This window comes from Wolbachia endosymbiont (group A) of Volucella bombylans, assembly GCF_964026965.1.
Taxonomy (GTDB): domain Bacteria; phylum Pseudomonadota; class Alphaproteobacteria; order Rickettsiales; family Anaplasmataceae; genus Wolbachia; species Wolbachia pipientis.
Genome location: NZ_OZ034717.1, coordinates 187,190 through 200,687, shown reverse-complemented (window position 1 = coordinate 200,687; position 13,498 = coordinate 187,190). Strand labels below are relative to the sequence as shown.

Sequence of the window (13,498 nt, the reverse complement as noted above, 5' to 3'; positions counted from 1 at the left end):
AATTTATCCAGCTCATAGTTAATTAAATTAGTGCCAAAATTTGTTTTTACATAGGACTTAAGAATGACATTTGTATGATAAAATTATGTTAAGTTTCTGTAAAGCTTCTTGCATATTTTTGAATAATGACATATTTACTAAAAATTAAACTGCTTGTAGTAATTTAGACGGACTGTTGAAAAAGTAAGAGGAAATAAGTAAAGTTAGGACAGAGAGTAAGAGCTTTAACATAGTTGTCATATTTTTCTTTAATTAACCCTAGTGTCCAATTTATCCACCATTCCTTCACATGAGGTGTTTCTAACCATTTTAATAACAGTAAAAAATGTTTTCTTTCAACGCTTTAAATGTGATATTTTTATTCATTAATTAAAAATCTCAAATGTTACTACCATTTCTGTTAATCCTGTCTCTCATTGCCAAGTTCATTGAAATTGACATTTCCGTACCTAGTTTTCCTTATATGGTGCACTATTTTAACGTACCGGAAGGCATAATTCAATTAACTATTGCTTATAATTTCCTAGGCTTTTGCATAGGAGGGTTGTTTTTTGGTCCATTGTCTGAATGCTATGGCAGAAGGAGAATTATGATCATAGGTAACACTTTGTTATTAATCGGCGCTGTTGGTTGTGTTTTTGCACCGTCGATTTTTTGGCTTTTAATCTCTCGCTTTGTTCAGGGCATTGGTGTTAGCACATCTGTAGTTGTGTTTGCAATCGTTGCAGACAGCTACAAAGGCGACGAAGCGGTGAAATTTATTGGAATCATGAATTCTGTTCTTACAGTTGTCATGGCAATTGCGCCAGTGTTAGGCAGTTTCATCAATGAAATTGTAGGATGGCGTGGTAATTATGCAACTGTTGCAATACTTTGTTTAATCTCTTGGGTTTTGCTGCTTTTAGCGTTACCAGAAACAAAAAAGGACCGCGATATTTTCAGTTTGAAAAAAATGATGAAAGATTACAGAAAACTACTATCTAGTCCGAGGTTTGTTACGTTGTCTTTGATGTCAAGCCTCTTTTCTGCTGCGTATATGTCATTCATTACTTGTGGACCTTTTCTGTATATGAAGACTTTTGGTTTATCTAGCACTATTTATGCACTACATCAAGGTGCAATAGTTGGGTGCTTCTCACTCATCAGTCTATTTGCTGGCAAAATCTTGCAGAAACTTGGAGCAATAAAGTGTGTAATTTCTGGTACGAGCGTGGGTGCTATTGGGTCTCTATTGCTTGTAATATTCAGTATAATTGTACCCCACTCTTTCTACTTAGAGGTTGTCCGGAAACAAGTAAAAGGCTATAATATCTGAAATTTTAGTACGGGGTAAAGATGAGAAAAAAGTATCCAACAGATCTAAGCGAAAGGGAATGGGCAAGAATAGAAAAACACTTCAGAGTATCATACAAGAAAGGAGGAAGGCCGCCAAAGTATAGCAAAAGAGAAATATTAGAAGCAATTTTCTATGTATTGCGTACAGGGTGTCAATGGCGGTATTTACCAAATGATTTTCCGCTATGGAAGACTGTGTATGAGCAGTTCAGGCAATGGAAGAAGCAGGGAATTTTTGAGAAAATGAATTATGAAATTACAAAATATAGTAGAAGAAAAATAGGAAGGAATGAGCAGCCGAGTGCCTGTATAGTAGATAGTCAATCTGTAAAGACTACAGAAAAGGGGGGATCAAAGGCTATGATGGAAGTAAAAAAGTAAAGGGTAGAAAAAGGCATATAATTACAGACACTCAGGGTTTTATACTAGGTTGTTACGTAGGCGCTGCTAACGAAAATGATAGAGATGGTATTAAAATAGCATTAAACAATATGAGAACAAAATATACTAAAGTTAAAAAAATGTGGGCTGACATGGGATACCAAGGAAGAAATTTAAAGAATCACATAAAGGAAGAATATGACATAGATATTGAAATTGTTACAAGGCCTCCATGTAGATTTTGGGTGCACAAAGATACGCCACCTGAGCTACTACCAACAAGAGAACAAGGGTTTAAAGTACAGCCAAGAAGATGGGTTGTAGAAAGGACTTTTGCTTGGGTTAATAGGAATAGAAGGCTATCGAAGGAGTATGATTTACTCACAACATCCACTGAGAATTTCATATACCTAGCTATGAGTAGGGTTATGTTAAAGAGGGAATATGCTTGAATTTACTAGTTTCCGGACAACCTCTGATACCAATTCCCATTACAGGGCAAACAGATGGACAATGATGGAAGAAAAGCCATACTGAAGTAAGTAAAATAGCGAGGTTTAAATGGCATTAAGATCAAAATTATTGGATGAAAAAGTAGTAGAATCAGCAAAAGAAATGCTGAAGAAAGTAAGGAATAATGCATATGTTTCAAAAAAACTAAATGCTGTAATTGCAGCAAAAAAGTACAGTATAACGGCTGTAGCAAAAATATATTGCATTTCAAGAAGCGCACTAACTTCGTGGGTAAAACTCTTGAAAATTGGCAGAGAAGAAAAACTGTTTGCTCCTTCACAACGTCGTAGAAAAACTAAATTAAATCAGGCTCAACTACAGCAAATTGAAGAGTGGATAGAAGAAAATCCTAATATCACCATTAAAGAAATGAGAATAAGAATCCAGGAAAAGTTCGGATTAAATATCAGCAAATCTACAGTACACCGCCATATGCAAAAGATGAAATTCTCATATATTACACCAAGACCAGTTCATAATGGACAAGATAAAAGCAAACAAGAGGAATTCAAAAAAAAATCTCAATGGAGCTATTAGCAAGTATCCAGAAAAAGAGCTATTTTTCTTTGATGAATCATGGTTTGGCACACATTCAAAAGTTGGACATGGGTGGTTTAAAAAGGGGATTAGAACACAGGTTAAAACAAAATTAGGTAGGCAAAATTTCTATCTCTATAGTGCAGTTAATCCTAGAAATCGAGAGAGTTCTAGCTTATTTGCACCAAATGTCAACACTGATTGCATGAACATATTTCTTGAGCAAATTTCGCAATATCTAGAAACACGAGAGGCTTTTCTCGTTATGGACTGTGCTAGTTGGCATAGGTCAAAAAATTTAAAGGTACCTAAAAATATCGACATTATATACCTACCTCCATACTCACCTGAGCTAAATCCTGTTGAGAGGCTTTGGTTATATATAAAACAGAACATTTTGCGCAATAAAATATACGATACAATTGCTCTACTTGAGGGTGCTTTGTGCAAATTTATTACTTCTCTTGCCAGCTCCACAACTAAACAACTCTGCAATGTTTCCTATTTGACTGGACAACAATGAGAATTGGTATTATTATAGTCTTTTGACCTTTGACCTTTTTAAGATACAATCCGGATTGGATACTGAGTTGGTGAGTATAAAAGTATAGCTTCTACGTCATACCGCTGCGGTATCTCTGCCGCTAACAAGTAGCGGGATGACGATTGTCGGTGAATCTAAGTTACCTTAGCTACATTTCTAGCTGTAACTATAAATGTATGGATTTTTTATCGTGCCATGTTATAATTAACGTCTTGCTAAAAATTAAATATTGATGAATGAACTAAGAAAGTTAAGTATTACACAAATGCATGACGGGCTCAAAAAAAAGAGTTTTTCTGCCGTTGAACTCGTAGAGGCGCACATCAGTGCGGTTGAAAATGAGAAATTAAATGCATTTATAACAAAAACCCCAGAGATAGCAATGAAAGCTGCTAAAGCTGCAGATGAACATTTCTCTAGGCAAAAGGATGATTTAATCTCGCCGCTCATGGGTGTACCAGTTGGCATCAAAGATCTATTCTGTACAAAAGGAATAAAAACAACAGCATGCTCAAAAATGCTGGAAAATTTCGTTCCGACTTACGAATCTACGGTGTCTGACTTGCTTTTAAAAAGTGGAGCAGCCATGCTCGGTAAGCTTAATATGGATGAATTTGCTATGGGTTCTGCGAACACAAATAGCTATTTTGGCCCTGTTGAAAATGTGTGGATTAGAAAAAGCGATGGGGAAAAAGTTGTTCCTGGTGGATCATCTGGTGGATCTGCAGCATCGGTTGCTGGATTTTTATGCGCTGGAGCGTTAGGGAGCGACACCGGTGGATCTGTACGCCAACCAGCAGCTTATTGTGGAGTAGTTGGAATAAAGCCAACTTATGGAAGATGCTCGCGTTTTGGTATGATTGCATTTGCGAGTTCTCTGGATCAAGCAGGAGTCATTACTCGTTCTGTCTCTGATTCAGCATTAATGCTGGAAGCAATTTGTGGCTATGATACAAAAGATTCAATATCGAGCGAAAAGCCAGTGCCTAAATTTTCTAGCTTTATAAATGGTGATGTCAAGGGTAAGTGTATTGGTATACCAAAAGAATATAGGATGGATGGAATTTCAGAGGAAATAGTTCATAATTGGGAAAGAGTTGCTTCCTATTTAAAAGAAAATGGCGCTGAAGTTGTTGACATTACTCTGCCACATACTAAATATGCAATACCAGTCTATTATTTAATCTGTTCTGCTGAAACTTCATCCAATCTTGCTCGTTACGATGGTGTGCGTTATGGATTAAGGGTTGATGCTGATACCCTTGAAGAAATGTATTCACTAACAAGAGCAGAAGGTTTTGGTAAAGAGGTGAAAAGAAGAATTTTAATTGGCGCTTATGCGCTTTCTTCAGGTCATTATAATGAATATTACGAAAAAGCGCAGTGCATTAGGGCATTAATCAGAAATGATTTTATAAAAGCGTTTGAAAAAATAGATTACATACTTGTGCCATCTGCTCCAACAGAAGCTTTTGGCTTAAATGAAAAGCCAGATCCGCTAATTATGTGCATCAATGATGTGTTTACTGTGCCGGCAAGTCTGGCAGGATTGCCTGCTATTTCTGTTCCTGTTGGGCTCTCCAATGAGGGTTTACCACTTGCCTTGCAAGTGATTGGAAATTATTATGATGAAGCTGGAATATTAAATGTGGCAAGTGTGATAGAGCAAAATTGCGGCAGAATAATTAGACCTCTTGCATAATCTATTTTTTGATAGTAATTTTTGCATTAAAATTTGCTTACGCTCCTCAACGTACTCTATGGTTCCATTTTTAGATGAATAGCAAAAACAGGGTATATTAATCTGTTTACAAAATTTTCGTGTAACAGTTCACACTTAATTAAACAGACTGAATTCTGTAATTTTGGGATGTTGAAAAATTTACCTCACGTTGTCATTCCAGCGCATAACGCTGAAATCCAGATTTATAGAAACGAAAAAACTTGCTTGACGTCTGGTAGAGACTCATGACCTTGAAACCAGCGATTTGGTCTCATAACCATAGTCTCCCCAAAAGAACCGTGCTTGCGGATTTCCCGCACACGGCTCCACAATACAGCGTTCACACTAGTGCTCCTGTGTATAAAGAAACATATACCTTTGGTTTTGGTAATGGATTTACTTTTAAATAGTGTATAAATTGTTCCCAATCCATACTTTTCTTTTGACTACGTCGGTTTATCCACTTAAATGCTAACTTTGTTACCGGTCGATAGAATTGAATCAAACACCGATAATTTCCGCTAACTCCGAAGTAGCTATAGTGTCCTGTTAGTTTGGCTTTAAGTTTCTGCCACCAATCTTTGAGACAGATACGACTTCGTACCATCTTCAACCATTCTTTGATTTCTTTAATCTTTCTGGCTAGGCTTATTTTTGAAGTTTTCTGCTTCATCATAAGTTTACCATTACGACTTTTTCCACAATAATGTGTAAATCCTAGAAAGTTGAAGCTAGCCGTCCTACGTTTCTCTCTTTCTGCTTGATACCATTCTTTCTTACCAAACTTTACTATTTTTGTTTTATTTTCAGCTATTTCCAACCCAAATTTACTTAGTCTTTGTTTCAGTAATTCTAGAAATTCTTTTGCGTCTTCTTCCCTCTCGCAGCCAACTACAAAATCGTCGCAAAACCTTATTAGCTGTAAATATCCTCTGGCTTTTGGCTTAAATTTCTTTTCAAACCATAAGTCCAGCACATAGTGTAAGTATATATTAGCTAATACAGGGCTTACTATACCACCTTGTGGTGTGCCTTGATCGGTTGCTTTATAACATCCAACTTCGACTATTCCTGCCTTTAGAAATCGTTTTATTAACCACAATAAATTTGGGTCAGCTATTCGTTCCCTTAGACAATTCATTAGCCATTTATGTTGAACATTATCAAAGAACTTCTTGATATCCACTTCTACAATATAGTTAATTGGTTTGTGCATAACTGCTTTATCTAGAGCGTTTATCGCCTGATGACAATTTCTTCCTGGTCGAAATCCATACGAGCTGTCCATAAAGTTTGCTTCATAAATATTTTCTAATATCTTCTTTAGCATTACCTGTACCAACTTATCTTCCGTTGATGGTATTCCGAGACCGCGCTTCTCTTTGCTCCCGGCTTTGGGTATGTATACCCTTTTCACTGGTAGCGGTTGATATTGTTTTCTCTTCATACTATCCACTAGTGTTTTAAGTTTCTCTTCTAGATTTTCTCCATAAGCTTCCACTGTCACACGATCTATACCACAAGCCTTGTTGCGTTTTAGTTCCTTATAACACTCTGCAAGATTCTCTTCATTAATCAAATGAACTAATGATGTAAATTTTACTCGCTTATCTTGCTTAGCCCTTACTGCTATCTGGTTTAGTTTTCCTTGCATACTCCTCCAATCTCTGTTGTATTGGTATAGCAATCCCTATACCAGTCACTATATTGCTAACCGCTTCCCCTTGTATGTGGCTTTCCCACACTCCGAGTACTATCAGTTAGTCCGACTTCCTTTGCATCTTCCTCCAGTCCTCGCCTTTATTGACTTGTTCCAGAGTACCCTTACAGGAATACAAAGGATCTCCCAAGTTCACGTAAGGTCCATCTCAACACATGACGCGGCCTTCGATCCCGATGAGGTGAGTAATATCTTGCCTTAGCGTTATTACCCATGTTGCCTTCCACCAAATGTAAAGTGTCAGCCCCCATGACGCGTGAATTACGGGACTCAATACCTTCACTTTCGTTGCACCCTATGTTGTCCATTCCATTAGCTTTACTACGCTCGTTACCTTACGCAGCATAATGGTTTGTTCCAGGTTGCCGGCTAAGCTTTACCCGTGTTGGATTTTCACCAACTGTTCCTTACGCACTTCTTGGCGCACACATTTTGCCAACCCCCTTATTACGATGTGTAGTACAATGATACAAATTAAGAATTCCCCCATCCTGTGCTGGTTCTTCGATCTGAAATCCTACTTCTACCTGATCACAACCAATGTTAATTTGTCCTATTAATGCTTTAATAATGCCGCGCTTAGTTTGCCAATCTAGCTGTTCCAGGTTCGATTTTACACTAGAATAAAAATTCTTTATGCTATTTATAATAAGACTTATTCCTTTTTCTACTGCCTTCTGATCAACTACCTTTTTTTTCTCTTCTTCTATCCCTTGTAAGCGTTCTTTCATTTTTCTCATTGTCTGTTTAAATTCTTCCTCGCTTATATATCCTTTCTCTCCTGCATTTTCTTGACTATAATAATCTTCCATTAATTTTTCGATACCTTCTTTTATTTGATTTTCTCTTCTTGCAAACTTTTTCTCTGATGATTCATCATTTTTATTTTCTAATACTCTACGTTGGTATTCCTTTTTTATCATCTCTGGGTTTTTTAGTACATCTTTCACCTTTTCCCATACTGACCTTACCCAGAAAAAGTGGAGAGAAAGAAAGGAGTTTTTTCGGGTAAAATAAAATTTTGGAGGATTAGAAATGGCAAGAGAATATACGGCAGAATTTAAATTGGAAGCTGTTAAGCTGGCAAATGAACAAAGAAAGGTAGGTCAACCAGTTGCAAAAGTAGCAAGAGATCTAGGAATAAGGGATAGTGTATTAGGAAAATGGATGAAGAAATATAACGAAAAAAAGTCAGCGGCAAATGCATTTCCAGATGTAGCACCTTATGACAAAGAGAGATTTGATTTACAGAAAGAGTTAGCAAAAGTAACAAGAGAAAGAGACATTTTAAAAAAAGCCCTGGCCAGTCAAAAAGAGTAAAATATTTTTTCATAAAAGAGCATAGTAAACACTATAAAGTGCAGGAATTATGTAGGGTTTTCTGCTAGTGGCTACTATAAGTGGACTACAAGGAAAATAAGCAGTAGAGAATCAGCAAATAAAGAGTTATTAGCAGATATTCAAAAAATATATCAAGCTTCTAAATGTAGATATGGAGTTCCTAAAATTCATGCTGAATTAAAGGCTTTGGGTAAAAGTTGCAACTTAAAAACAGTGCAAAGTATTATGCAGAAAAATGGTATTCAGGCTATATTGAGAAGAAAATTTAAAATTAAGAAACAACAAACGGACAGTAGCTCCCAATATATTAGACCAAAACTTTATTGTCGATCAACCAAATAAAGTATGGGATTACTTACATCAAAACCAAAGAAGGATGGCTATATTTGGCAACAATAATCGATCTATATTCACGCATGGTAGTTAATGAGCAGTTCAATAAATAAACAATTGGTTATGGACTCTTTATTAATGGCCGTTAACAAGCGTAAACCTGCCAAAAATCTACTATTACATAGTGATCAAGGTTCACAATATACTTCGCAAGGTTATCAATATCTCTTATCCATAAAAAACATAGATGAGTCATAAAGGTTGTTGTTACGACAATTCTGTTGTGGAAAGCTTCTTCAGTTCTCTAAAAAGGGAGTTACCAATAGACACCTCTCGGCACTCTAAACAGCATATCAAAACTGCTATATTTGAATATATAGAAATTTTTTATAACAAACAACGTCACTATTAACTATTGCATTCCTGAGCATTTTGATTCATCATTCTCTTTGTGAAAAACATTCCAAACTTTCTCTCCACTTTTTCTGGGTAAGGTCACATGTCAATGGCTCCATAAGTTCACATTCTATTCCCAAACTTTTTTTAACTAACTTTAAAATCATAGAAAATACTGTCGAAAAAGGAAGTTTTCTTGTTCGTGTAAAACTCAACACAATGGATTTTCTGAAAAGTTTTCGAGTATATTGCATTTTTAATTTGTAAGATAAGATCTTTTCCTTTTTGCATGCCTCACCTAAAAAAGACACATTTTAAACTTTTTTGTTGCAATAAAATAGAAACAAAAGTGCTGTCCCTTGCACTCTTTGGATAATTTAATGATAAAAAATTTGGAGAGAAATTTTATACACTATCGCTGATATTTTTCCTTAAGTTGACGCCATTGCCTGAACGGATACATGACAAATCTATCGTTTATCAAATCGTCGGTAAGCCTAAAGCTATAGCCATTAAGCACGATAAAGAAAATCATTCATAATCGCTATAGCAACTAGTGTAGACACTTGACGTTCCTTGTGATTTGATAAATAGAGGTTTTTATCTGACTTCACAACAAGGGCTTCTGGATGACTTTGAAAGTGAACATTACCATGCTTATCTTCAATAGCCTCTATTACCCCCTCACTGGAAAATGCTGCAACTTTATATCCAAGTGACTCCAATTTTCTTCTATTTTCTGGTGTATTACTTACTGCTCCTGAATGAGCATCTGGAAAATATGTTGAAAACCAGCCATTTTCATTAGGTATTAGGAATTTGGCTACTACTTCTGCTAAACGACTATTTGGAACGATCTTTATCTGCTGGAGAGGTACATCCTCTTTCTGTGGATTAGGTGCTGATTTTAAATGAGATCTTCGTTTCTCTTCATCACTCACAACACTCACTACTTCAATTCCCTTTGCATTCATTATGCCTTCACATATGCCAAGCAAATGAATTACAGGGTTATCATCCACTATTTTTACAATTGCTTCAGTAACAAGCTGGCGACAAGGAGTGGGTGCTGAGTGTAAATTATCCGGAATAAATATTCTATTTATTTTGTGCTCTTTAACAAACTTTGCAACTTCAACTTTTATTCGGTCTAATGTTAGCTTCTTTGCCAATGTTTCATCTTGTTTTGCAAAGATAAGCGACTTTTCTTGGATTTCTTTTAAGTTAATTATTTTATTGTAATCAATGAGTACGGTTTTAACTCCAAAGTTATTAAACATCTCGTAGATATTTTGAGATAGCCCAAGCTCATGTGCTTCTTCCGTTTTCAACAAACCAACAACTATGTCATTATTTACTGTATTTTCTGCCGTCAAGACAGTTGACGCTGGTTCTTCTTTTCTGGTTACATGTTGAGATGCCGGTTTTTCACTAACGCCAGCATAAGTAATATTGCTTAATAATAGAACTATAATTAATAAGATATTAAATAGTTTATTATAATATTTATATACCATGACTTGCCTCCCTAATATTTATATTACGATATAGAGTATTTTATAACAAAAAGGCAAGTTCGCCAAGAAAGAGAAGGTGGCCTGAGCAGGAATCGAACCAGCGACACAAGGATTTTCAGTCCTTTGCTCTACCAACTGAGCTATCAGGCCAACTGTATACTTTTATTTTTAGATAAAAAATGTTATTATGTCTATCAAAAGTTTTTAAAGTAGTTTATAAAAATAAAGGATGAACATTAATGACAAAATAGGAATCTACCCTGGCACATTTGACCCTATAACTTTTGGGCATCTTGACATAATCAAAAGAGCGTGTAAACTAGTCGATAAATTAATAATAGGGGTTGCAGAAAACGTTAATAAGCATACTGCCTTTGACACAAAGCTACGCACAAGCATGGCTGAAAATGAAATTAAAGGACTAGGAATTGATGCAGATGTTATATCTTTTAATGGGTTGCTAGTGAAGTTTGCCAAAGAGCAGAATGCTTCTGTTATTATTAGGGGATTAAGAGCAGTATCGGATTTTGATTACGAGTTTCAAATGAGCTGGGTAAATTATAAACTTCTTCCTGAAATCGAAACCATATTTCTTCCTGCTTCTGAAGATACTCAATTTATCTCATCAAGCTTTGTAAAGGAAATAGCAAGATTAGGAGAAGATGTTAGCAAATTTGTATCAAAAGGTGTTCAAAACGAATTGATTAACCTGAATAGGATAAAAAATGGAGAATAGTGCTTGTTGTTTTTTATTTCTGAATGGGTATATTCAATATATAAAATGTTATAAGCTAAAGGAGCAGCATGTCAAAAGTGAGGGTTAATAATAGAAAAGTTTGTTGTCATGGTGATGAGAATGATGAGGGTTCCGGCCATCCATTAATATATTTAGATATGGGAGAAGAAGAGGAAATAGCCTGCCCTTATTGTGAAAAGACGTTTGTCCATGACTGCACTGTAGAAGCGGTTGGGAAGCTGACTAGGGATGAGCTCTAATGGCACTTCTGCAGACTTAGCTTATGTAAATAGCAATAAGAGGGGCAGTAAAAATGAAACTGTCCATACGGTCGAGCACTCCCCCATGGCCAGGTATCATATTTCCACTATCTTTAACACCGTAAGCTCTTTTAACAAGCGACTCAGTGAAATCGCCAAGTTGCGCTAGAATAGCAATTGCAAGGCCAATGATTGGAGAATAAAAAATTGAAAATAGACCAAAAAATATTGATCCAAAAATTGTGCACACTACTCCAGCTAAAATCGCACCAAGAAGTCCTGCCCAAGTTTTTCCAGGGCTAAGAATTGGGCAAATTTTAGCTCCACCAAAATTCTTACCAAATAGGTAGGCAGTAACGTCAATTCCCCAAATGGTTAAGACGAACCATACTAATGCGTATTTTCCTTGTGGTAGATTATATAAATATATTAATGAGGCGCTTGGTAGTGCAATCAATAATAATGCAAAAACGTATAAAATTTTATTTCCTTGGGTTAGATTATACCATTCAAAAGAAGATAAAACTGCTATTGAAAAAATCAATAGGTAAAACGATAAATCACTGAAATATGTAGCAAAGGAAAATATGAATAATATTACTATTGAGGACAACATTCTAATTATAAAATTATTATCTACCATATTTTTTCTCTCTTTTTGTATAATCTTCTAATGCTTTACTCAAATCTTGACAAGAAAAATCAGGCCATAAAGTATCACAAAAATACAATTCAGCATAAGCTGCTTGCCATAATAAAAAGTTGCTTAACCTTTTTTCGCCACCAGTGCGAATTAATAAATCCAATTTTGGCAAATCTTTAGTATATAGAAATTTTTCAAATTCCTCTTCTGATACATAAGCAATATTTTCTTTTATAATATTGCTTATAGCTTGTGTAATTTCTTGCTTTGCTCCGTAACTGACTGCCACAGTGAGTAATAAACCATCGTTCTTATGTGTCATTTCTTCTGCTTTTTTAATTTGATCCAATATTTTACTGGGTAACAGACTTAAATTGCCAATAAAATTCAACTTAATGTTACAATTGTAAATGAAATTGACTTTATCTTCATTAGTTAAAACGGAGTAAAATAAATCAAATAGACAGTCAGTTTCGTTTTTAGGTCTAAGCCAATTCTCCATAGAGAATGCATACAAAGTTAAGTAGGGTATAGTTAAGTCCGTACAATACTTGGCAATATCGTATGCAACTTCACTGCCCTTTTTATAACCATCAATTTTTACTCTTCCTTGATTGTTTGCCCATCTACCATTACCATCCATAATAATTGCTAAATGTTTCGGTAAAGATTCTTGATTCAACATTTAAATTTAACCTAATTTTGACTTGAGTGAAATTTTTTGGATTTCAATGGACACCTGGAAGGTGTCAGCTACTTGCATGACAGGAAGAGAGTTACTGTAGTGACACCAATAGTTGATACTTGAATGCAAAATTGGTGTCATCCCAGTGCTCCGACACTGGGATCCAGGAAATTTGATTTCAAACAAGTGCATCAGATAGTTGTATAGTAAAGGCTGGATTCCAGTGTCAAACACTGGAATGACATCATTTGCTATGTAAGCTTTCTCCATATCATTTAGTGATTCAGTATATCCTTTTCTTTGATGGACAATTCACCATCAATCTTTTTTATATTATCATCAGTAATATTTTGTATTTCCTTCTTAGCACCATGAAAATCATCTTCTGAGATTTCTTTATTTTCCTTCATTTTTTCTGTTTCTTCCATAATATCTCTACGTATATTTCTAATGGCAATCCGTGCATTTTCAGCAAACTGATGCAATAATTTCACTAATTTTTCACGGGTTTCTTGTGTCAAGTCCGGAAGAGCTATACGTATGGTATTGCCCTCAACAACAGGATTTAAATTCAAGTTGGCATTTAATATAGCATTTTTCACTTCACCGACAACATTAATATCCCAAATTTTAATTGATAGAGTTTTGTTATCTATAACCGAAACACCTGCAACCTGATTTAACTTTTGATGTCCACCATAGATATTTACAACTATACCATCAAGCAACGATGCGCTAGCTCTACCAGTGCGTACGCCTTTAATATCATCATGAAAGGACTGAATAGTTTTTAGCATTCTTTCTTTTGTTTTAGCTTTTATTTCATTTAACATA

At 35.4% G+C, this 13,498-nt stretch carries 17 protein-coding genes, 1 tRNA gene and 2 pseudogenes; 10 read left to right on the top strand and 10 right to left on the bottom strand.

Annotated features, from left to right (window positions below; genetic code table 11):
• Positions 1–382: 382 nt before the first annotated feature.
• The 4 genes and pseudogenes from AAGD51_RS01075 to gatA form a co-directional block, all read left to right on the top strand.
• Positions 383–1,276, top strand: a pseudogene (locus AAGD51_RS01075) (MFS transporter); the annotation flags it as partial.
• Between the two features lie 59 nt (positions 1,277–1,335).
• A protein-coding gene (locus tag AAGD51_RS01070) for an IS5-like element ISWpi1 family transposase (RefSeq protein WP_236514306.1) occupies positions 1,336–2,168 on the top strand; the annotation gives its coding sequence in 2 pieces (ribosomal slippage) (positions 1,336–1,705 and positions 1,705–2,168; 834 coding nt in all).
• Between the two features lie 109 nt (positions 2,169–2,277).
• A protein-coding gene (locus AAGD51_RS01065) for an IS630 family transposase (protein WP_265040653.1) occupies positions 2,278–3,289 on the top strand; the annotation gives its coding sequence in 2 pieces (ribosomal slippage) (positions 2,278–2,739 and positions 2,741–3,289; 1,011 coding nt in all).
• A gap of 253 nt (positions 3,290–3,542) precedes the next feature.
• Positions 3,543–5,012, top strand: coding sequence for an Asp-tRNA(Asn)/Glu-tRNA(Gln) amidotransferase subunit GatA (gene gatA / locus AAGD51_RS01060; RefSeq protein WP_044471200.1), 1,470 nt, complete (start codon positions 3,543–3,545; stop codon positions 5,010–5,012).
• 361 nt (positions 5,013–5,373) lie between these two features.
• Here gatA and ltrA read toward each other — a convergent pair whose 3' ends face one another.
• The 3 genes from ltrA to AAGD51_RS01045 form a co-directional block, all read right to left on the bottom strand.
• The gene (ltrA, locus tag AAGD51_RS01055; protein WP_006280268.1) at positions 5,374–6,687 is read right to left on the bottom strand and encodes a group II intron reverse transcriptase/maturase; all 1,314 of its coding nucleotides are present in this window, start codon (positions 6,685–6,687) and stop codon (positions 5,374–5,376) included.
• Entirely contained in the window at positions 6,650–6,778 is a 129-nt protein-coding gene (locus tag AAGD51_RS01050) for a hypothetical protein (protein ID WP_255324786.1), read from the bottom strand. The genes ltrA and AAGD51_RS01050 overlap by 38 nt, the downstream gene beginning before the upstream one ends.
• A 382-nt stretch (positions 6,779–7,160) precedes the next feature.
• Positions 7,161–7,703: a hypothetical protein gene (locus AAGD51_RS01045; protein WP_236515081.1), complete on the bottom strand. Its 543-nt coding sequence runs from the start codon at positions 7,701–7,703 to the stop codon at positions 7,161–7,163.
• Between the two features lie 85 nt (positions 7,704–7,788).
• On the opposite strand from AAGD51_RS01045, the gene AAGD51_RS01040 reads away from it, so the two are divergent.
• The 4 genes from AAGD51_RS01040 to AAGD51_RS07165 all read left to right on the top strand — a co-directional run bounded on the left by AAGD51_RS01040 (position 7,789) and on the right by AAGD51_RS07165 (position 8,839).
• Positions 7,789–8,073 carry a transposase gene (locus tag AAGD51_RS01040; protein ID WP_038198869.1) on the top strand — a complete coding sequence of 95 codons (285 nt, stop codon included), beginning with the start codon at positions 7,789–7,791 and terminating at the stop codon, positions 8,071–8,073.
• Between the two features lie 21 nt (positions 8,074–8,094).
• Positions 8,095–8,436, top strand: a complete 342-nt coding sequence (locus AAGD51_RS07175) for an IS3 family transposase (RefSeq protein WP_369409727.1) — start codon at positions 8,095–8,097, stop codon at positions 8,434–8,436.
• An 84-nt stretch (positions 8,437–8,520) separates the two neighbouring features.
• Positions 8,521–8,685, top strand: coding sequence for a DDE-type integrase/transposase/recombinase (locus tag AAGD51_RS07170; protein WP_156768661.1), 165 nt, complete (start codon positions 8,521–8,523; stop codon positions 8,683–8,685).
• Complete coding sequence (locus AAGD51_RS07165; RefSeq protein WP_081600772.1) at positions 8,675–8,839, top strand: IS3 family transposase; 165 nt, start codon at positions 8,675–8,677, stop codon at positions 8,837–8,839. The genes AAGD51_RS07170 and AAGD51_RS07165 overlap by 11 nt, the downstream gene beginning before the upstream one ends.
• 67 nt (positions 8,840–8,906) lie before the next feature.
• Here AAGD51_RS07165 and AAGD51_RS01035 read toward each other — a convergent pair.
• The 3 genes and pseudogenes from AAGD51_RS01035 to AAGD51_RS01025 form a co-directional block, all read right to left on the bottom strand.
• Positions 8,907–9,114, bottom strand: a pseudogene (locus tag AAGD51_RS01035) (IS4 family transposase); the annotation flags it as partial.
• 221 nt (positions 9,115–9,335) lie between these two features.
• On the bottom strand, positions 9,336–10,199 hold the full coding sequence (locus AAGD51_RS01030; protein WP_082246099.1) for a gamma-glutamyl-gamma-aminobutyrate hydrolase family protein: 864 nt from the start codon (positions 10,197–10,199) through the stop codon (positions 9,336–9,338).
• 218 nt (positions 10,200–10,417) lie between these two features.
• Positions 10,418–10,490: transfer RNA gene (locus AAGD51_RS01025), tRNA-Phe, on the bottom strand.
• Positions 10,491–10,569: 79 nt separating this feature from the next.
• Between AAGD51_RS01025 and coaD the strand changes: the two genes are divergently transcribed.
• Together coaD and AAGD51_RS01015 are read left to right on the top strand one after the other, a co-directional pair.
• On the top strand, positions 10,570–11,076 hold the full coding sequence (gene coaD, locus AAGD51_RS01020) for a pantetheine-phosphate adenylyltransferase (RefSeq protein ID WP_006279325.1): 507 nt from the start codon (positions 10,570–10,572) through the stop codon (positions 11,074–11,076).
• A 68-nt stretch (positions 11,077–11,144) separates the two neighbouring features.
• On the top strand, positions 11,145–11,336 hold the full coding sequence (locus AAGD51_RS01015) for a zinc-finger domain-containing protein (protein WP_236515083.1): 192 nt from the start codon (positions 11,145–11,147) through the stop codon (positions 11,334–11,336).
• 16 nt (positions 11,337–11,352) lie between these two features.
• On the opposite strand, the gene AAGD51_RS01010 is transcribed toward AAGD51_RS01015, so the two are convergent.
• Genes AAGD51_RS01010 through frr form a run of 4 tightly spaced genes read right to left on the bottom strand, consistent with a single transcriptional unit; the run spans position 11,353 to position 13,497 of the window.
• Entirely contained in the window at positions 11,353–11,979 is a 627-nt protein-coding gene (locus AAGD51_RS01010; RefSeq protein ID WP_077188153.1) for a phosphatidate cytidylyltransferase, read from the bottom strand.
• The gene (gene uppS, locus AAGD51_RS01005) at positions 11,969–12,664 is read right to left on the bottom strand and encodes a polyprenyl diphosphate synthase (RefSeq protein ID WP_006279327.1); all 696 of its coding nucleotides are present in this window, start codon (positions 12,662–12,664) and stop codon (positions 11,969–11,971) included. The genes AAGD51_RS01010 and uppS overlap by 11 nt, the downstream gene beginning before the upstream one ends.
• A gap of 6 nt (positions 12,665–12,670) precedes the next feature.
• Positions 12,671–12,934 (bottom strand): hypothetical protein, encoded by a 264-nt coding sequence (locus tag AAGD51_RS07160; protein ID WP_410529735.1) that lies wholly within the window; start codon positions 12,932–12,934, stop codon positions 12,671–12,673.
• Positions 12,935–12,939: 5 nt separating this feature from the next.
• The gene (frr, locus tag AAGD51_RS00995; RefSeq protein ID WP_006279983.1) at positions 12,940–13,497 is read right to left on the bottom strand and encodes a ribosome recycling factor; all 558 of its coding nucleotides are present in this window, start codon (positions 13,495–13,497) and stop codon (positions 12,940–12,942) included.
• Position 13,498: the final 1 nt, after the last annotated feature.

Excerpts from the sequence above, each read along its gene's own strand:
- gatA (WP_044471200.1), top strand. The coding sequence starts at position 3,543 with ATGAATGAACTAAGAAAGTTAAGTATTACACAAATGCATGACGGGCTC.
- ltrA (WP_006280268.1), bottom strand. The coding sequence starts at position 6,687 with ATGCAAGGAAAACTAAACCAGATAGCAGTAAGGGCTAAGCAAGATAAG.
- AAGD51_RS01040 (WP_038198869.1), top strand. The coding sequence starts at position 7,789 with ATGGCAAGAGAATATACGGCAGAATTTAAATTGGAAGCTGTTAAGCTG.
- AAGD51_RS07170 (WP_156768661.1), top strand. The coding sequence starts at position 8,521 with ATGAGCAGTTCAATAAATAAACAATTGGTTATGGACTCTTTATTAATG.
- AAGD51_RS07165 (WP_081600772.1), top strand. The coding sequence starts at position 8,675 with ATGAGTCATAAAGGTTGTTGTTACGACAATTCTGTTGTGGAAAGCTTC.
- coaD (WP_006279325.1), top strand. The coding sequence starts at position 10,570 with ATGAACATTAATGACAAAATAGGAATCTACCCTGGCACATTTGACCCT.
- AAGD51_RS01015 (WP_236515083.1), top strand. The coding sequence starts at position 11,145 with ATGTCAAAAGTGAGGGTTAATAATAGAAAAGTTTGTTGTCATGGTGAT.
- AAGD51_RS01010 (WP_077188153.1), bottom strand. The coding sequence starts at position 11,979 with ATGGTAGATAATAATTTTATAATTAGAATGTTGTCCTCAATAGTAATA.
- uppS (WP_006279327.1), bottom strand. The coding sequence starts at position 12,664 with ATGTTGAATCAAGAATCTTTACCGAAACATTTAGCAATTATTATGGAT.
- AAGD51_RS07160 (WP_410529735.1), bottom strand. The coding sequence starts at position 12,934 with ATGGAGAAAGCTTACATAGCAAATGATGTCATTCCAGTGTTTGACACT.
- frr (WP_006279983.1), bottom strand. The coding sequence starts at position 13,497 with ATGTTAAATGAAATAAAAGCTAAAACAAAAGAAAGAATGCTAAAAACT.